The sequence below is a fragment of the Pseudomonas sp. genome, from assembly GCF_040514055.1.
Taxonomy (GTDB): Bacteria; Pseudomonadota; Gammaproteobacteria; order Pseudomonadales; family Pseudomonadaceae; genus Aquipseudomonas.
On sequence record NZ_JBEVDL010000094.1, the window covers coordinates 83439 to 101247 of the forward strand.

The 17809-nt window shown below is 67.3% G+C and carries 19 protein-coding genes; 1 reads left to right on the top strand and 18 read right to left on the bottom strand.

From position 1 onward, the window contains the following. Positions 1 to 3: 3 nt before the first annotated feature. Genes ABWY06_RS24705 through ABWY06_RS24770 form a run of 14 tightly spaced genes read right to left on the bottom strand, consistent with a single transcriptional unit; the run spans position 4 to position 13334 of the window. Positions 4 to 1254, bottom strand: coding sequence for an NAD(P)/FAD-dependent oxidoreductase (locus tag ABWY06_RS24705; RefSeq protein WP_353928238.1), 1251 nt, complete (start codon positions 1252 to 1254; stop codon positions 4 to 6). Next, positions 1241 to 2398: a cation:proton antiporter gene (locus ABWY06_RS24710; RefSeq protein WP_353928239.1), complete on the bottom strand. Its 1158-nt coding sequence runs from the start codon at positions 2396 to 2398 to the stop codon at positions 1241 to 1243. The genes ABWY06_RS24705 and ABWY06_RS24710 overlap by 14 nt, the downstream gene beginning before the upstream one ends. Next, positions 2395 to 4758, bottom strand: a complete 2364-nt coding sequence (locus tag ABWY06_RS24715; RefSeq protein WP_353928240.1) for an MMPL family transporter — start codon at positions 4756 to 4758, stop codon at positions 2395 to 2397. The genes ABWY06_RS24710 and ABWY06_RS24715 overlap by 4 nt, the downstream gene beginning before the upstream one ends. Continuing rightward, positions 4751 to 5356 (bottom strand): outer membrane lipoprotein carrier protein LolA, encoded by a 606-nt coding sequence (locus ABWY06_RS24720; RefSeq protein ID WP_502948250.1) that lies wholly within the window; start codon positions 5354 to 5356, stop codon positions 4751 to 4753. Before ABWY06_RS24720 ends, ABWY06_RS24715 begins: the two co-directional genes overlap by 8 nt. After that, positions 5356 to 5781 (bottom strand): acyl-CoA thioesterase, encoded by a 426-nt coding sequence (locus tag ABWY06_RS24725; protein WP_353928241.1) that lies wholly within the window; start codon positions 5779 to 5781, stop codon positions 5356 to 5358. The genes ABWY06_RS24720 and ABWY06_RS24725 overlap by 1 nt, the downstream gene beginning before the upstream one ends. A 53-nt stretch (positions 5782 to 5834) precedes the next feature. Then, positions 5835 to 7382, bottom strand: a complete 1548-nt coding sequence (locus ABWY06_RS24730) for an HAL/PAL/TAL family ammonia-lyase (RefSeq protein ID WP_353928242.1) — start codon at positions 7380 to 7382, stop codon at positions 5835 to 5837. Beyond that, positions 7360 to 8298, bottom strand: a complete 939-nt coding sequence (locus tag ABWY06_RS24735) for a lysophospholipid acyltransferase family protein (protein ID WP_353928243.1) — start codon at positions 8296 to 8298, stop codon at positions 7360 to 7362. The genes ABWY06_RS24730 and ABWY06_RS24735 overlap by 23 nt, the downstream gene beginning before the upstream one ends. Beyond that, positions 8295 to 9062, bottom strand: coding sequence for a glycosyltransferase family 2 protein (locus ABWY06_RS24740; protein ID WP_353928244.1), 768 nt, complete (start codon positions 9060 to 9062; stop codon positions 8295 to 8297). The genes ABWY06_RS24735 and ABWY06_RS24740 overlap by 4 nt, the downstream gene beginning before the upstream one ends. Next, complete coding sequence (locus ABWY06_RS24745) at positions 9055 to 10785, bottom strand: ApeI family dehydratase (protein ID WP_353928245.1); 1731 nt, start codon at positions 10783 to 10785, stop codon at positions 9055 to 9057. The genes ABWY06_RS24740 and ABWY06_RS24745 overlap by 8 nt, the downstream gene beginning before the upstream one ends. Next, complete coding sequence (locus ABWY06_RS24750) at positions 10782 to 11327, bottom strand: COG4648 family protein (RefSeq protein ID WP_353928246.1); 546 nt, start codon at positions 11325 to 11327, stop codon at positions 10782 to 10784. The genes ABWY06_RS24745 and ABWY06_RS24750 overlap by 4 nt, the downstream gene beginning before the upstream one ends. Next, a complete protein-coding gene (locus ABWY06_RS24755) occupies positions 11324 to 11581 on the bottom strand; it encodes an acyl carrier protein (RefSeq protein ID WP_353928270.1) in 258 nt (85 codons plus the stop codon). Before ABWY06_RS24755 ends, ABWY06_RS24750 begins: the two co-directional genes overlap by 4 nt. Positions 11582 to 11588: 7 nt before the next feature. Then, on the bottom strand, positions 11589 to 11849 hold the full coding sequence (locus tag ABWY06_RS24760) for a phosphopantetheine-binding protein (RefSeq protein ID WP_353928247.1): 261 nt from the start codon (positions 11847 to 11849) through the stop codon (positions 11589 to 11591). Then, entirely contained in the window at positions 11830 to 12639 is an 810-nt protein-coding gene (locus ABWY06_RS24765) for a lysophospholipid acyltransferase family protein (protein WP_353928248.1), read from the bottom strand. Before ABWY06_RS24765 ends, ABWY06_RS24760 begins: the two co-directional genes overlap by 20 nt. Next, positions 12615 to 13334, bottom strand: a complete 720-nt coding sequence (locus ABWY06_RS24770) for a beta-ketoacyl synthase chain length factor (RefSeq protein WP_353928249.1) — start codon at positions 13332 to 13334, stop codon at positions 12615 to 12617. Before ABWY06_RS24770 ends, ABWY06_RS24765 begins: the two co-directional genes overlap by 25 nt. A gap of 311 nt (positions 13335 to 13645) precedes the next feature. Here ABWY06_RS24770 and ABWY06_RS24775 point away from each other — a divergent pair, with 311 nt between their 5' ends. Continuing rightward, positions 13646 to 14419 (top strand): ParA family protein, encoded by a 774-nt coding sequence (locus ABWY06_RS24775; RefSeq protein ID WP_353928250.1) that lies wholly within the window; start codon positions 13646 to 13648, stop codon positions 14417 to 14419. Positions 14420 to 14436: 17 nt separating this feature from the next. Here the strand turns inward: ABWY06_RS24775 and ABWY06_RS24780 are convergent, their stop codons facing one another. The 4 genes from ABWY06_RS24780 to ABWY06_RS24795 all read right to left on the bottom strand — a co-directional run bounded on the left by ABWY06_RS24780 (position 14437) and on the right by ABWY06_RS24795 (position 17686). Further along, positions 14437 to 15231, bottom strand: coding sequence for a universal stress protein (locus ABWY06_RS24780; protein ID WP_353928251.1), 795 nt, complete (start codon positions 15229 to 15231; stop codon positions 14437 to 14439). Between the two features lie 93 nt (positions 15232 to 15324). Further along, positions 15325 to 15768, bottom strand: a complete 444-nt coding sequence (locus ABWY06_RS24785; RefSeq protein WP_353928252.1) for a YiiD C-terminal domain-containing protein — start codon at positions 15766 to 15768, stop codon at positions 15325 to 15327. An 88-nt stretch (positions 15769 to 15856) separates the two neighbouring features. Continuing rightward, positions 15857 to 16291, bottom strand: a complete 435-nt coding sequence (trxC, locus tag ABWY06_RS24790) for a thioredoxin TrxC (protein WP_353928253.1) — start codon at positions 16289 to 16291, stop codon at positions 15857 to 15859. Between the two features lie 117 nt (positions 16292 to 16408). Beyond that, positions 16409 to 17686 (bottom strand): bifunctional O-acetylhomoserine aminocarboxypropyltransferase/cysteine synthase, encoded by a 1278-nt coding sequence (locus ABWY06_RS24795; protein ID WP_353928254.1) that lies wholly within the window; start codon positions 17684 to 17686, stop codon positions 16409 to 16411. Positions 17687 to 17809: the final 123 nt, after the last annotated feature.

Consider the following 17809-nt stretch of genomic DNA (forward strand, 5'->3'; position numbering starts at 1 on the left):
TGTTCACGCCGTAGCGCAGAGTTCGGCCAGCACCCGCAGGCGCCGTTGGGGTTCGGCCACGTACGGGTTGCGCGTGTCCCAGGCATAACCGGCGAGGATCGAGCTGATCATGCGGCGGATGTCCGGGGAGCTGCCCTGGTGGTAGATCACGTCCTGGAAGCTGCCATCGTACCAACCCTCGACGTAGGCGCGGAATGTATCGACCCCGCGTTTGAGCGGCACGGCGAACTCGGCCTGCCAGTCCACCGCCTCGCCCTGCAGCTCGCGGTGCAGCAGGCCGGCGGCCATGCTCGCCGAGCGCATGGCAATGGTCACGCCGGAGGAGAACACCGGGTCGAGAAATTCCGCGGCGTTGCCCAACAGGGCGAATCCCGGTCCGTGCAGGCTTTTGACGTTGGCCGAATAGCCGCCCAGGCTGCGCACCGGCGTGTCCCACTGCGCGTGCTGGAACAGGCGCGTAAGGTTGGGCGTCTCCTCGATAAACTGGCGCAGGCAGGCGTCCAGGTCGGCGGGGCGGCCCTGGTAGCGGGTGGCATCGGCCACCACGCCCAGGGAGCAGCGGCCCTGGCTGAACGGGATAGTCCAGAACCAGACGTCGCGCAGATCGGGGTGGGTGGTGATAAGGATCTTGTCGCGGTCGAATGCCGGGTCCTGGATGCGGTCCTCGACATGGGTGAACAGCGCCTGGCGCACCGGGAAATTCGACGGTGCTTCCAGGTCGAGCAGGCGCGGCAACACCCGGCCGTAGCCGCTGGCATCGAGCACGAAGCGGCACTGCACCTGATACTGGCTGCCGTCGCTGCGGCGCACGCTCAAGGCGGGCTGCGCGGAGCTGAAGTCGGCGGCGACTATCTCCTCCTCGTAGCGGATCTCCACACCCTGCAGCGCGGCCTGGTCAGCCAGCAGCTTGTCGAAGTCGGCCCGCTGCACCTGGAACGTCCAACCATGGCCCTCGGTGAATTTGTCGCGGAAGTCGAAATCGGTGTAGCGCTCGCCCCAGGCGAACGCCGCGCCGTTCTTCGGCTGAAAACCGGCGGCCTGCACGGCTTCGAGCATGCCGGCTTCCTCGACGAAGTCCAGGCAATGCGAGAGCAGGCTTTCACCGATGGAAAAGCGCGGAAAGCGCTGACGCTCGAGTACCAGCACATCGTGGCCGCGGCGTTTGAGCAGGGTGGCGGCGATGGCGCCGGCCGGACCGGCGCCGATCACCACGACGGTACGCTGTTCGGGGGTGGGCAGGTTAGCGGACAGCATGGACGCTCCTTGGGGGTTCAGGGGGGACAGGGGCCTGGCGAATGCCGAGCAGGGCCGGTAGCAGGGTGGAAAACAGGCTCATCAGCAGCAGACTGAAATACACCAGGGGGTCGATCAACTGCTGTTGCAGCAGCAGGTTGAGAAAGACGATTTCAGTCAGGCCGCGGATATTCAGCAACAGGCTTTCCCGCCACTTCTGCGCCGGCCTGGCCTGGGGATCGGCCCAGCTCAGCCCGAGCCAGTTGCCGGCCAGCTTGCTCAGCACGGGTAGCACCAGCAAGGTGCCGAGGTAGAGCCAGGAATAATCGCGCCAGGCCGTGTGAAAGTTCACCTGCAACACGCCGCAGGTCAGGATCAGCGGAATCGCCAGGCCGTTGAGCAGGCGTTGCCAGAGCGCCTCAGGCAGCGGCAGCCGGAAGGGTAGCTTGAGCCAGGCCAGGCACAGCATATAGCCGATGCCGAAGATCAGCGCGTTGAGCTTGAAGTGTTGCAGCAGCACCATCAGCGCGAAGAACGGCAGGCTGTAGGCCAGCCCGTGGCGCAGGCCCAGGGCCCGCAACAGCAGCGGCAACACGGCCCCGAGCAGCGGCCAGAGCAGGCGGTCCAGTTGGGTGCTGCCCTGGGCCAGGGCGAACAGGCTCCAGCACAGCAGGTCCATCAGGATCGCCGCGTGCAGCAGGCGGCGGGTGGCCGCCGCCGGGTAGCCGATGTTCTGCAGGTAGAGGTAGAGCACCGGGATCGCCGTGATGGAAAACAGCAGGCCGATGGCCACCGAGCTGAGCCAGGGTTGCGGCGGCAGCAGCCAGAGCGCGCAGGCCAGGCCGCAGCCGAAGGGTACGAGGAAGCTCGGCAGGGCGATCTTCACGCTCTGCAGGTCCAGTTCCAGGTCGATCACATCGCTGAGGATCCAGCCCAGCAGCAGGGCGAAGCTCAGGCCATACAACCAGCCGATCGCGGCAGGGGCCAACAAGGCCTGGGCGTTCAAGCCCGCCACGGGCTCGATGCCGTACAACAGCAGCAGCGGCAAGCCAAAGCTGGCAAATAACAGTTGGCTGACGATGGGCACCAGGCGCAGTCGGCGGCCGAAATGGCTGGCCAGGTTGAACAACAGCCAGGTCAGCGCCCAGAACAGCGCGATGCTCATCGTTCGATCTCCACAAGAGGTGCCGGCGCCGTTTCGCTGGCCGCCCAGGGCGCCAGCAGAAAGCTGAACACCAGGCCCAGGCCCACGGCCAGGCCGAAGTTGCTCACCGCCGGCGTGCTCGACAAGGCCAGCAGGCCGAACGCCAGCCAGGTGGTCAGCGCGGCCAGCAGGGTACCTAGCAGGCTGGTGGCCGCGCCACCAACCCGTTCGCGCATGATGATCGAATAATCGACGCCGATGGCGGTGACCAGCAACAGGCCGAACAGGCTGAACAGGGTCAGCGGTTGGCCCAGCCAGCCCAGGCTCGCCAACGCCGCCAGCGCCGGTAACAGGGATACGCCGAGAGTACGCAGCGCGCCGCCGAGGCCGAACGGCAGGCACAGCAGGCCGAGGATCAGCAGGCACGACAGCAGCTTCAATTCGGCGGCGCTCAGCTGGGTGGCGACAAATAGCCGGTTCAATTCACCGAGGCGGTCGACCAGCCGCACGCCGTCCAGGCCCTGGGCCTGGGCGGCCAGCACGCTGGGGTCGCGCAAGCCCTGCAGGCTGACCAGGCCGGTCACGCCGTCGGCATCGGCGCCCAGCCAGAGCGGCCGCCACGGCTCGCCCAGGGGGCCGGCCAGGGCCTGCTGCAGGTCGAGGTCGGGCAGGGCTTGCAGGGCCTGGATTTCCGCCGCCAGCGCCGCCGGGGTCACCCCCAGCGCATGGAGCGGTTGGGCGTGGGCTGGCAGGTGGCTTAGCGCCTGGCGCAACCGCTGTTGTTCGGCCACGGGGGCCAGCAGCTGGCTCAGCGCCAGGTAGCCGCCCAGTGCGCCTTGCTGGACCAGGCCGTCCAGGCGCCGTGCCAGCGCCGCCTGGCGTTGCAGCAACTGCGTCTGGTCGCTGGCGCGCACCAGGTAAAACTGGCTGGTGGGCTGGAAGCCGCTGATGCGGCTGATGGCCTGGGCCTCTTCGAGCAACTGGGGCGGGCTGCTGATCCACTGGCGCAGGTCATCGTGGCGTTCCAGCTGGCTGACCCCGCCGGCGCAGAACAGCAGCAGCACCACGAGTAATAGCGGGCTGCCCACCCGCCGCAGCAGTGCCTCGCGCCAGGCCAGCAGGCGCCGCGCCAGGCCCAGGGGCGCTGCCCAGGGGCGTAGCGGCGCCCGCCCGAGCAGGACCGGCAGCAGGCACACCGTACCCAGGTAGCAGCCGAGCAGGCCGGCGGCGGAAAACACCGCCACCTGGGCCAGCGCCGGGAACGGCGTAAAGGCCAGCGCCAGGTAGCCCAGGCAGTTGGTCGCCAGGCCCAGGCTCAGGCCCGGCAGCGTGGCGCGCAGCGCCTGCCAGCTGTGCCAGGGCTGCAGGCTCCAGCTCTTGGACAACAGGTGCAGCGGGTAGTCGATGGCCACGCCGATCAGGCTGGCGCCCAGCACCAGGGTCAGCACATGGATCTGGCCAAAGACCGCGACGCAGGCCACCACGCCGGTGACCACCCCGAACGCGGCGGGCAGAAAGGCGCTGAGTACCCGCACGCGGCGAAACATCAACAGCATCAGCAACAGGGTCGCGACCGTCGAGATTCCGCCTATCCAACTGATTTCCTGGCGGGCCTGGCGCTGGCCGTGGGCGGCATAGAGCAAACCGCTGGTGGCCAGCAACTGGCCGTGCGCGGCCTGCGCGCGTGCCCGGGCGGCGTCCACCTGGTCGGCCACCTGCAGCGGCAGCTGGCTGTCGAAGGCGTCATCGCGGGTGCGCGCGCGCAGCACCTGCCAGCTTTGCCCCTGGTCCTGGGCCAGCAGGCTGCCGTCCAGGCCGGCCTGCACATTGCCGCTGCGCGGCAGGTTGCGCTGGATCGCCTGGCCGAGGCCCAGCCAGTCCTGGTCGGGGGGCAGCAGGCCGATGCCGTCGAAGGGCGCATAGAGGGCCTGAACCCGTTGCTCGACAAAGGCCGCGGGCTGATCGATCAAGCGCTGCCGGTCGAGGGCGCCGAGCATGCCCAGGCGGCCCTGCAGCACCTGCTGGCGCAGGGCTGGCAGGTCGGCCTGCAGGCTCCATTGCACCCGTTCGAACAGCCCACTGGCTTGCAGCTCGGCGCCAATCGCATTGACCAGCGCCCCGGCCTGCTCCTGATCGGGGTGCTGGATCAGCAGCACCAGGTCGCGGTTCAGTGGCTCCTGCATGCGCCGCTCGGCGGCCAGGGTAAGCGCATCGGCGGCGCTGTCGGGCACCAGTGCCAGCAGGTTGGCGGTCACCGGCGGCCCCAGGCGCCATTGCCAGGCGCCGAGCGCCAGCACCGCCAGCAACAGCAGCACAAAGGCGCGTGGCGCCCAGCGCTGAAATGCCGCCCAGTGCCCCGGGCTGCCGGCGTCCTTATTCAAAGGCCTGGCGCTCCGTCGGGTCCAGCACATCCGCCGCGCTGTTGTTCAGCAGGGTCAGGACACTGCGGTCGCCCTGGGTTTCCAGCAGCTCGATGCGTTGCACCAGGGCGCCGCCCTGGATCTGGATGGCGTTGAAAATCTGCTTGAGCAGGCTCGAGCGCGGCACCAGGCGCAGCTGCCAGGCCTGCGCCGAGCCGCTGAGGCTCAGCTCGAAATCCCGTTGCAGGCCGCTGCTGTCGCCCTGCAGCACGGCCAGGAACAGCCGGTTCTGCTGGGCGCTGGCGCCTTGCTGCGCCACCGCTTGCCAGCCACCGTCGGTGCGCCGAGCAATACCGCGGGCATCGATGCGGTAGTCCTGCTGCAGCGGGCGCTGCAGCAGCCAGAGCAGCCCCTGCTGCTGGGCCATCACAAAACGGCCGTGGCTGGTCAAGGGCTGGGGCAGGGCCCGGAGGAATTTCTCCTGGGTGAATTCGCCGCGCACCACCTTGGCCTGGCCCAGCTGGGCGCTCAGCGCTGGCAAGTCGAATGCCCAGGCGCCGCCGCTGCCCAGCAGGCTGAGCAGCAGCAGCCGGACGCCCAGTCGCCGCGCCGTGCGGATCACGCCAGCGCCTGCTGCACGGCGTCGACAAACACCCGCGGCGAGGCCAGTTGCATTTCGCGGGTGGCGATCTCGACCGCGACCTGCACGCTGCTGCCACGGGTCATGCGCTCGCCGGTGACGGCGTCGCTGATCAGGTAGTTGATCTTCAGGCGGTTTTCCCATTCCACCAGGTCGGCGCGGACGATGATCCGCTGGCCGAACGTGGCGCCACGGATATAGCGCAGCTGCAGGTCGATCACCGGCCAGGCGTAGCCACTGGCGCGCATCTGCAGGTAGTTGTGCTGGAGCTTGTCCAGCAGGGCGCAGCGGGCCACCTCCAGGTACTTGACGTAGTGCCCGTGCCAGACGATCTCCAGCATGTCGACGTCGAAAAACGGCACGACGATTTCGCTGTCGACGTGCAACACCCCGGTGCTACGCATGGCCGTGGACTCCGTGCAGGGCAGAGGCCGTCGGACCCCCGTGCGGATTGAAATTACGCATACAGCGACCAGTGCTGGCTGCGGATGCGTTCCAGGCACAGGCGCAGTTCGCGGTCCAGGGCGCGGTCCTCGATCACCGGCGCGAAGTCTTCGGCCAGTTGCCGGTGCATGGCCGCCAGGGCTGGCGGCAGTGGGCGTGCCTCGGCTTCCCGGCCACGCAACCAGACGCCTTGCTGGGCGGCGATGAGGCTGGCCGCGAGCACCTGTTCGGTCAGCTCCAGCACCCGCAGGGCGTCGCGCGCGGCGATGGTGCCCATGCTCACCTTGTCCTGGTTGTGGCATTCGGTGGACCGCGAGAAGACGCTGGCCGGCATGGTGTTTTTCAACGCTTCGGCGGTCCAGGCGCTGGTGCCGATCTGCACCGCCTTGAAGCCATGGTTGATCATCGCGGTGGCGGCCGGCGCACCCGACAGGTTGCTCGGCAGGCCATGGTTGTAGCGCACGTCCACCAGCAGGGCGAGCTGGCGGTCGAGCAGGTCGGCGACGTTGGCCACCAGGGTCTTCAGGCTGTCCATGGCGCAGGCGATATGGCCGCCATAGAAATGCCCGCCGTGCAGCACCCGCTCGGCTTCGGCGTCGATGATCGGATTGTCGTTGGCGCTGTTCAGCTCGATTTCGATGAACTGCCGCAACCAGCCCAGGCTGTCGGCCAGCACGCCCAGCACATGGGGCGCGCAGCGCAGCGAGTAGCGGTCCTGCAGGCGGTGCAACGGCGCGGTCGGCGCGTCGATGGCCAGGTCCTGGCGCAGCCAGGCGGCGACCTGCACCTGCCCCGGGTGGGGCTTGGCGGCGAACAGGCGCTCGTCGAAGTGCTCCGGATTGCCCTGCAGCGCCACCACGTTCAGCGCGGTGACGCGGGTCGCCAGTTGCAGCAGGTAATCGGCCCGCGAGTAGGCCAGGCAGGCCAGGCCGGTCATCACCGCGGTGCCGTTCATCAGCGCCAGGGCTTCCTTGGGCCGCAGGGTCAGCGGCGTCCAGCCCAGGGCCTGGTGCACCGCGGCGGCACTGCAAGGCTCACCGCGCCAGAGCACGTCACGCTCGCCAGCCAGGGTGGCCGCCACATAGGACAGCGGGGTCAGGTCGCCGCTGGCGCCCACCGAGCCTTCCTCCGGGATCAGCGGCAGGATGTCCAGGTCGAGAAAGGCCTGCAGGCGTTCCAGCAACTCGATGCGCACCCCGGATACGCCTTGGCACAGCGACTGCAGGCGCGCCGCCAGCACCGCGCGGGTGGCGGCCGGATCGAGCATCTTGCCCAGTCCGCAGCCGTGGAAAGTGAACAGATGCCGCGGCAGCGCCTCGACCTGCTCCAGGGGCACGGCGACCACGCAGGAGTCACCGTAACCGGTGGTCACGCCGTAGATCACGCCTTCCTTGTCGAGCAGCGAGTCGAGGAACTGCGCGCCCTTGGCGATGCGGCTGCGAAAGACCGTATCGCCCTGCAGCTGGCTGGCGGCCGACCGGTGGGCGAGGCTCACCACCTGTTCGATGGACAAGGGGCGTTCGCCGAACACGACGGGCTCAGACTGCGGGTGTGTCGTCATGGCTGTTCCAGAAAGGATAGAAATTGAACCACTGCAGGGGGGCCTGCAGGCAGTAATGACCCAGGCGCTCGGCATAACGCTGGGCGCAGGCACGGATCACCTGCTCGCGCTGTGGCCGGCGCCAGGCAATGGAGGGGGCGAAGGGTTCCAGGTCGATGCGGTAGTTGCCGTTCGCCTGCTTCAGGCAGAACAGCAGGCTGACCGGGCATTGCAGCAACCCGGCGAGCAGCCAGGGGCCTTGTGGCAGGTGCGCGGGTTGGCCGAGGAAGTCGACTTCGACGGTGCGACCACCGTGCAAGGGAATGCGGTCGCCGGCGATGGCCAGCCACTCGCCCTGTTCCAGGCGCTGGCTGAGCTGCAGCATGATCGCCGGATCCAGCTCGCTGACCTGGACCAGACGCAGGTTGTGCGCGCCGGCTTCACCCAGCAGGCGATTGAAGTGTTCGGCGTGTTTGGTGTGCACCAGCACGTTCATCTTGACCCGCTGCCCCAGCTCGCCGAGGGCGCGGCAGACCTCGAGGTTGCCCAGGTGTGCGCCGACCAGCAACTGACCGCGACCGCTGCGCATCTCACCGTGCAGGTTGGCCGGGTCGACCACGTCGATGCGTGCCAGGTCGAGGTGCCCGCGCCAGACGTCGAGCTTGTCCAGCAGGGCGTCGGCGAACGCCATAAACTGGCGGAACACCGAGCGGCGGCTGGGCCGCAGGTCCTCGCGCCCGCTCCAGGTGGCCAGGTGCCGCTGGTAGTCCCAGGCGCTGCGCCGGGCGCGTCGACCGAAGAGAAAGAAATACAGTACGATGCCGTACAGCAGAGGGGCCAGGGGGCGTCGCCCCAGCAGGCGCACGGCCGCCGCGGTCAGGCGCATCAGCTGGAAGCTGCCACGCTCCTGGTAGCCGGCCCAGTGCCCGCTGTTCATCGGCGCCACCGGTGCCAGAGGATCGCTGGCGCGCGCACCAGCATGCCGAAGAACAAGCGGGTGTGCATTTGGCTGATCAGCCAGTTGTCGTGCCACAGGCGAAAATGCGACAGGCCGTCGAGCGGGTAGCGCACCTGGATGGGCAGCCAGTGCATGGGCTGCTGGCGCCATGACAGGCGAACCAGGATCTCGGTATCGAAGTCCATGCGCCGGCCGATGCGAGCCGAGTCGAGCAAGGCCAGTGTGGCCGGCAAGGGGTAGACCCGGAAGCCGCACATGGAGTCGCGGATCTGCAGCGACAGGCTGTTGATCCAGACCCAGACATGGGTCAGGTAACGGGCGTAGAGCCGGCCCTTGGGCACCGACGCATCATACAGCGGGTAACCGCAGATCAAGGCCCCGGGGTGGCGGCGTGCGGTGTCGAGGAACTGGGCGACCACGCTCAGGTCATGTTGGCCATCGGCGTCCACTTGCAGGGCGTGGCTGAAACCCAGGCGGCCCGCTTCGCGCAAACCGGCCATTACCGCGCCGCCCTTGCCCTGGTTGACCGGCAGGCGCAGCAGATGCACCTGCTCGGCCTGCGCCTGGATCTCGAGCACTGCGGCGCAGGTGGGGCTGGAAGCGTCGTCGACCAGCACGCAGGGCAGGTCGGCCGCGCGCAAGGCCGCCACCACGCCGGGCAGGGGGCCCTCGTGGTTGAACACCGGGATCACCGCGCAGGGCCGAAACGCCAGCTGGCCGCCGTGCGGCTCCCGGTCACTCATGGGTGGCTCCGGGTTCGGCCAGCAGCAGACGTCCCGAGGAGCAGGGCGCCTCGCCGTTGCGGAAGGCGAAATGCAGCTTGCTGCGTTCGGCGTCGAAGCGCAGGGTCAGTTGCAGGCGATCACCCGGGCGGGCCAGCTGCTGGAACTTCAGCACTTCCAGGCCGACGAAGCGCGTTGGCAGGGGCATCAGCCGCTGGGCCAGCTGCAGGGCCCACTCGACCTGCACCACGCCCGGTAATACCGGGGTCTTGGGGAAGTGGCCGGTGAAGTGAGCCAGGTCCAGGGGGACCTCCAGTTCCAGCGACCATTGGCCGTCCTGTTGCTGTTGGCCGAGCACGTCCGGTTGTTTTGGTCGCGGCCCGTGCAGCAACGCCTCCAGCGCGGCCTGGGTCAATTTGCCCTGGCTATCGAGCGGCAGCTGCCGTACCAGGCGCCAGCGGCGGGGCAGCGCCAGGGCCTCGCAATGGGCCTTGAGGTGCTCGCGCAGTTGTTCGGTGACTGCGCGGCGACCCTGGTTGCGCAACGCATGCACGCCGGCCGGTTTCAGCGCGACCAGGGCGCCGAGGTAGGCGCGCTGCTCCTGGACCACCCCCAGGCGGCTGTCCTGGACCCAGGGATGTTCGGCCAGGGCCTGTTCGAGCATGGGCAGGGAAATGCGTTTTTCCTCCAGTTTGACGATGCGGTCCAGCCGCGCGCCCAGGGCGAAGCGGCCATCGGCCTGCAGCCGTACGGCATCGGCGGTCTGCTCCCAGTGCCCGGCGGGCAGGCAAGGCGAGGCGACCCGCAGGGCACCCTGGTCATCCTGCTGCAGCTGCACGCCGGCAAACGGCTGCCACAGCGGATCGGCCTGGCGCCAGGCGATGCCGCCGGTCTCCGAGCTGCCATAAATTTGCGTGGGCCACTGACCCAGCCGCGCCTGCAGCTGCTGCGCGGCATCCTCGGGTAGCGCGCCGCCGGAGGAAAAGACCCGGCGCACCCGGCGCAGGGCCGGCCAGTCGAGGTTGTCGCCCATGCGTTTGAGCAGCGCCGGGCTGGCGACCCAGGCAAAAGGGCGGGCGGGCGGCCCGTTATCGGTCGTGTTGGCGTCGGGCAGCCCCAGGCTCTCGCGTTGCAGGTCTTCGGGGAACGGCAGGGCACGGCGGAGGAACGGGCGTCCGCCACACAGCGGCCAGAGCACGCGGAACAGCAGGCCGTAGATATGCTGGGTGGCGACGCTGCCGACCATGCAGGCCGGGCCCAGGTCATCGCCCCAGAGGGTTTCTAGGGTCAGCACTTCGTTGGCCAGCTGGCGCAGCTGTTTGTCGATACGCTTCGGTGCACCGCTCGAGCCCGAGGTGCACAGGCTCAGCAGCGGCAGGTCGAGCGCCAGCTCGGCGGGGCTCAGGGGCGGGCCGAAGCAGTCGGCCAGGCGGGTGTCGCTGGCCTGGTCGGTCAGCCACAGGTCGACCTGCTCACCCAGGCGGGCCCGGCTCTGGGCTTGCAGATCGCCGGGTAACAGCACGCAGATCCCGGCCCGCCAGGCGCCGAGCAAGGCGACGGCCAGTTCACCGGCGTCCTCCAGGTGCAGCGCCAGGCGCTGGATGCCGCGGGCCTGCAAACCGCCCGCCAGGCGCAGGGCCTGCTCGCGCAGTTCGACCAGGTCCAGCGCGGGGGCGAAGGTCACGCAACGGTTGGCCGGTGTCTCCAGCAGCAAGTGTTCCAGGGCGATCCAGGTGTGCGTCATTCGTGGGCCCTCACCCGCTGGCGAATCAGCCATTCGCCGGCGAACAGCAGGGCCATCAGCCCGTAGGCGATCAGCCCGGTGTACAGCGTCCACCAGGCCAGCGGCGCCCAGAGGGTCAGGGCGGTGGCGATCAGGGCGTTGATCAGGAAGAAGCCGGTCCAGACCTGGGTCACCCGGCGGGTGTAACGCACGGCGACGTCCGGCAACTGCGGTTCGCGCAGGCGCGCCAGGCGCTCGACCAGGGGCATGCCGACCTTCAGGCTGAGGCCGAACAGGCCGAGCAGCATCAGGTTCATCAGCACCGGGTACCAGCGCAGCAGTGCCGGGTTGTCGGCCACCCCGAGCAGCAGGCAGAACAGCAGGGCTGCACCCGCCATCCATTGGCTGCCGGGCCGGCGTGGAGCGCTCAGGGCCCTGGCCAGCCAGAGGCCGCCGAGCAGCAGGGCAAAAAAGCGCGCGGACAGGTGCTGCATGCCGTAGTAGACGGCAAAGGGATAGAGCAGTCCGGCCAGCAACAGGCCCAGGCCTATCAGTCGACTCATGCCGGGTCCGCGTTGACCAGGCGGAAGACCGCCTCGACCACATCACCCACGGTGCGCACGGCCTTGAATTCCTCGGCGGCGATCTTCTTGCCGGTCTGGCGCTTGATATGGTCGATCAGGTCGACCGCATCGATGCTGTCGATCTCCAGGTCCTGGTACAGGTTGGCCTGCAAGGTAATGGTCGCGGCGTCCAGTTCGAACAGCTCCACCAGCGCATCGCGCAGGGTGCTGAATATCTCTTCACGGTTCTGCATGCTCACCTCAGGCCACCTGGTGGGCGCGGACGAACGCGGCCAGGCTGCTGACATTGGCGAAGTGCTTGCGAGTGTCCTTGGCATCGGCGTCGATCTTGATGCCGAAGCGTTTTTGGATCGCCAGCCCGAGCTCCAGGGCATCCACCGAATCCAGGCCCAGGCCCTCGCCGAACAAGGTTTGCTCGGCATCGATGTCGTCGGGACCCAGGTCTTCCAGGCCCAGGGCATCGATGATCAGGGTTTTGATCTCAAGCTGTAGATCGCTCATCTTTGGCGAGCTCCTTTATGAAGTGCTGGTGCAAAAAGTCGTTCAGTTTACGCGAGGCAATAGGGGGGGCGCCCAGGGCAGCAAAGGTTTGCGGGTCGATATCCTCGCCGACGCGCAGGCGGATGTGAAAACGACGCGACGGAATGCGATACCAGGGCTCGGCCTTGGTCAGGGTGGTGGGGCTGACGCTGATCACCACCGGGGTGATCAGGCGCGCGCCGCGCAAGGCGATGGCTGCGGCACCCCGGTGAAACTCCGGTGGCTGCCCCGGCGTGGTGCGAGTGCCTTCGGGAAACACCACCAGGGTCTGGCCGGCCTGCAGGGCGGCGGCGGCCTCGTCGAGCATGTCCATGCTGCCGCTGTTGCTGATGTACTGCGCGGCCCGCACCGGTCCGTGCATAAAAGGATTGTCCCAGAGGCTCTGCTTGACCACGCAGTTGGCGTCGCGAATTTGCGCGATCAGTACCACCACGTCGATCAGGCAAGGGTGGTTGGCGATCACCATCTGCCCTGGGCGGCCGAGGCGCTCGGCACCCTCGACCTGGTAAGTGAGTACGCCGCTGCGGTACATGAACTGCACGAACAACCAGAACAGCCGGTGAATCACCCGGCGCGCGCGCGTGCGGCGAACCTGATCGTCGCCGGGCAGCAGGCCCAGCAGCGGAAAGACCAGCACGCGCAGGCACAGGCCGCCCAGGCCGAACAGGGCAAAACTCAACCCCGTGGCGATCAGCCGCCAGAGGTAGGGCGCATTGGCACGCCGGTCTAGCGGTTGTGTTGCCAGGTCCATGAACGGTTTTTCCACTGGTGGTGCAGGCGATCCTGCTCGAGCGTAAGGGTGCGCAGCAGACCCAGGGCATGGGGCCACTCGGCGGCGGCTGCCACGCCTGAGGCTTGGCCCAGGGTCAGCTGCCAGTCCCGTCCTGCTGTTAGCCGCAGTGCCAGCGCATAGGGAAAGGGCACATCATCGATCCAGGGGGCATAGAGCGCCGGCGGCAAGTCCTCGGCGATCACCAGCAACACCGCCGGTGCGCCGGCCTCCAGCAGCAGCGAAGCCTCCAGCAGCCCGTGCTCGAGGCCATCGCCTTCGCCCGCCAAGGCGGTCATTTCACTGGTGTCGCCGCGCAGGATGGACCACAGGCCGATGATCGCGTTATGTACCGACAGGCTGAACTGGGTCGGCGACAGCGCCTCGTGATGGGCCAGGTCGCCAAGCAGGGCAAGCGTGCGCGGGGTCTCGCCGTGGCGCGAGACGAACACCAGTGGCATCGCTGCCTGCTCCTCGGCCAGCGGCCAGGCAACACTGAAGACCATCCGTGCCAGTCGACTCAGGCGTCGACGCTGCAATGCCGGCAGAAAGGACACGTCCGGCTGGCTGTCGTCCACCGGCGGCGCCCAGGGCGAGCGGCACCAGCGTTGCCAGTCGGGCGGGCTGTCGATGCCTGGTGCCCAGGCCCGCCATTGATCGATACTGAAGTGAATCACGTTAAGAGCTCATCCGGCCCCTGACGGGCAGCTACTGCGGTGGTCTGTCGCGAGCGGGCGAACCCCCGCAGGCCACCATGGCAAAGGGCTGGCATTATCCCGGCCCGCACCCTTCCAGGCAAACATTGCGTGCAACGACAAGACCAGAGGCTGTCCGAGTTGTGCAGCGTTTGACATAGTGGTTGCGCCTCTGCGGCGGCAGGCGGGTGGCGTTGATAGCTGCCCCGGGGTCATAACTTGACTGCCGGCCTCGCCCTTGTCACGCGCTTTGCATAGAATCCGGGACTATCGATGGCTCAGGGAGGTGCGACATGCGACGTGTGGTATTTAATCAGAAGGGGGGTGTGGGCAAGTCCAGTATCGCCTGCAACCTGGCAGCCGTGAGCGCGTCTCAGGGCCTGCGGACCCTGTTGATCGACCTGGATGCGCAGGCCAACTCGACCCAGTACCTCACGGGCCTGACCGGTACGGACATTCCCAAGGGCATCGCCGAATTCTTCAAGCAGACCCTGAGCGCCGGTCCCTTCGGCAAAAAAGGCCAGGTGGACATTTACGAGACGCCGTTCGACAACCTGCATGTGGTGACTGCCACCGCAGAGCTGGCCGACCTGCAGCCCAAGCTGGAGGCCAAGCACAAGATCAACAAACTGCGCAAACTGCTGGACGAACTGGCCGAAGATTACGACCGGATTTACCTGGACACGCCGCCTGCCCTTAATTTTTATGCGGTATCGGCGTTGATCGCCGCCGATCGTTGCTTGATCCCCTTCGATTGCGACAGTTTTTCGCGCCAGGCCTTGTACGGCTTGCTGGCCGAGATCGAGGAACTCAAGGAAGATCACAACGAGGACCTGCTGGTCGAGGGCATAGTCGTCAATCAGTTCCAGCCCCGGGCCAGTCTGCCGCAGCAGCTGCTCGACGAGCTGATCGCCGAACAAATGCCGGTGTTGCCGGTGTACCTGATGAGTTCGGTGAAGATGCGCGAGTCGCACCAGGCTTGCACCCCGCTGATCTTCCTGGATCCGCGGCACAAGTTGACGCAGCAGTTCGTCGAGCTGCACCAGTTGCTGGAAAGCAACGGCTAGTCCTTGGCCGGCTGCGACTAAAGCACTACCAGCACGTCGCAGGGCGCCTTGTGTAGAAAGTGTTGCACCAGGTCGCCCTGCAGGGCGCTGGCCAGGGCACCGCGGCAGCGATTGCCCAGCACCAGCAAGGCCGGCGCACGCTGCTCGATCTGTTCCTGCAGGGTCTGCGGCATGCTGCCGGGCAACACGGCATGGGACAGCCGCGGGCCCTGCTTGGGCAGTTGCTGGGTTTCATCGTGCAGCAGCTTGCCGATCAGTTGGCGCTGAATATAAAGGGCCTTCTCCAGGTCGCCGTGGCCCTTGTCCGGCTGGAACACGTTCAGCGCGTGCAGTTCGGCACTCGGCGGCAGCAAGTGACAGGCACTGGACAGCGCGTTGCAGGCCCAGATGGAAAAATCCAGGGCCAGCAGCGCGCTGGGGTAAGGGCGGTCGTCCTCGTGGGTCACCAGCAGCAGCGGAATGCTGCAATGTCGGGCGATGCCGTCCAGGGTGGTGCCGGGAAACAGCGGGTGGCGCTGGCGCTGGGCGCCGAGCACCAACAGATCGACTTCCAGGTGCTGCAGTTGTTCGAGCACCACCTCGGCGGGACGGCCGAGCAGCAGCATCAAGGTGCTATCGGGCGGTGCGTATTGGCTGAGACTGGTCTCCAACGCTTGTTGCACGACCTCCAGTTCGCGGGTCGACAGCTGCGGGTTGGCGACATGCAGCAGGGTCAGTCGGGCGCCGTGTTGCAGGGCCAGCTGCGCGGCGCGGCGCAGGGCCAGATCGGCCGTGCTGCGCAGATCGTGGGCGATAAGAATATGTTTGATCATGGTGAGCGACCTTCCTGGCGCTATCGACGCCTGCGTGTCGATAAATGAATCTCATGCAATAGCCGGTGTAACCTTTGCGGGCAAGGTCAGGCGTCAGTGCATTCGCAATTGATAAAGACCCCGGCTTTCGGCAACCATTTCCCCTTGTTCGTCGGTCAGTCGCAATTCCAGGCAGTACTCGGCCTTGCCCTCGGTCGCGGCCTGGCGTTCCAAGCGCAGGATTTCCTCGGGTGTCAGTCGGGCTTCGACGCGGATATCGCCGCGGGCCGGGCGACGAAAGCGCAGGTTCACTTCCTTGACCACCGGGTAGAACCGCTTGGGGTCGAAGCTGCTGAGAAACAGCGCGCCGCCTGGCAGCTCGGCCAGGGTGAACAGCGCGCCAGCGTACATGCTGCCGATATGGTTGGCATTGCCGGCCGCTGGCATCATCAGGCGCACGAACCCCGGCTCCAGCACCTCGGCCTTGAGGCCGGTGCGTTTGACGAAAGCGATCTGTTCTTCGGTGAGCTGACGGGCGAGGGCGATGGGCAGTGGCATGCTGGACTCCTGTACGGCATCCCAGCAGCCTAGCGGGTCTGTGCGCCAGGGCAATGACCGGCGCGCTCAGCGCCTCTGACCGAATCGCTCAAATACCCTGACTGCGTAGCCAGGCCAGCAACTGTGGCAACGGTAGGGCGCCAGTCTGACGTGCCACTTCACGCCCGCCCTGGAACAGGATCAGGCTGGGGATGGAGCGGATATTCAGCTGGGCGGACAATTGCGGATGGGCCTCGCTGTCGAGCTTGGCCAGGCGGCAGCGACCCTGGAGTTGCGCGGCGGCCTGCTCGAAGACCGGCGCGAAGCTGCGGCAGGGCCCACACCAGGCGGCCCAGACGTCCACCAGCAGTGGCAGGTCGCCCTTGAGTTGGGCGGCATAATTGCCGCTGCCCAGGGCGAAGGATTGTCCGGTCAGCAACGCGCCCTTGCAGCGTCCGCAACGCGGGCTGTCCTCCAGGCGGGCGGCGGGAATACGGTTCAGGCCCTGGCAGTCGGGGCAGGGAATCAACAGCGGGTCGGTCATCGGTGCTCTCCTTTGCCTTGCAGGTGGGGACGCCGACGCGGCAAAACAAGGGGAGCGCGCGTTATCTCGCCCTGAGCGTCGAGGCCACGGCGCGCGCCGTGACCTGATCCGGCGTTATCAGCGCTGGGTGGCGTCCAGGGCCTGGGCCAGGTCGGCGAGGATGTCATCGCTGTGTTCGATGCCCACCGACAGGCGCACCATGTCGCGCGGGACCCCGGCTTTTTCCAGCTCCTCGTCGTTGAGCTGGCGGTGAGTGGTGGAGGCGGGGTGGCAGGCCAGGGACTTGGCGTCGCCAATATTGACCAGGCGTACCACCAGTTGCAGCGCATCGATAAAACGCGCGCCGGCCTCCTGGCCGCCCTGGATGCCGAACGAGAGGATGGAGGCCGGCTTGCCGGCGCAGTACTTGCGCGCCAACTCGTGTTCCGGGTGATCGGCCAGGCCGGCGTATTTCACCCAGGCCACCTGCGGGTGGTTCTGCAGGAACAGCGCCACCTTCAGCGCATTCTCGCAGTGCCGCTCCATGCGCAGTGGCAGGGTTTCCAGGCCTTGCAGAATGAGGAAGGCGTTGAACGGCGACAGCGCGGCGCCCATGTTGCGCAACGGCACCACCCGGCACCGGCCGATAAAGGCGGCGGGGCCGAAGGCCTCGGTGTAGGTCACGCCGTGGTAGGACGGGTCGGGAGTGTTGAGCAAGGGGAAGCGTTCCTTGTGCTCGGCCCAGGGGAAGGTCCCCGAGTCGACCACTATGCCGCCGATGCTGGTGCCATGCCCGCCCATGTACTTGGTCAGCGAATGCACGACGATATCGGCGCCGTGCTCGAAGGGGCGACAGAGCATCGGGGTGGCCACCGTATTGTCGACGATCAGCGGCACGCCATGGCGATGGGCGGCCTCGGCCAGCGCCTGCAGGTCGACGATATTGCCAGCCGGGTTGCCGATGGATTCGCAGAACACCGCCTTGGTGCGGTCATCGATCAGGGCTTCCAGCGCGGCCACGTCGTCGTGGGCGGCGAAACGCACCTGGATGCCCGAGCGTGGCAGGGTGTGGGCGAACAAGTTGTAGCTGCCGCCGTAGAGCTTGGCCACCGAGACGATATTGTCGCCGACTTCCGCCAGGGTCTGGATTGCATAGGTGATCGCGGCCATGCCGCTGGCGACGGCCAGGGCGCCGACGCCGCCTTCCAGGGCCGCGACGCGCTGCTCGAGCACATCGTTGGTCGGGTTCATGATCCGCGAGTAGATGTTGCCCGGGACCTTCAGGTCGAACAGGTCGGCGCCGTGCTGGGTGCTGTCGAAGGCGAAGGAGCTGGTCTGGTAGATAGGTACAGCCACCGCCTTGGTGGTGGGGTCGGGGCTGTAGCCGGCGTGTATGGCCAGGGTTTCCAGTTTCATCGAGCGTTCCTTCGGGGGCGGGAAAAGCCCGGAGCATGTCGGCTGCCGGCCAGGCGGTCAATACGCCGGGTGGGTCCGCCCCGGCGGTTGGTTAAACCGTTTGCGCCTAAGGATATGCCCGCG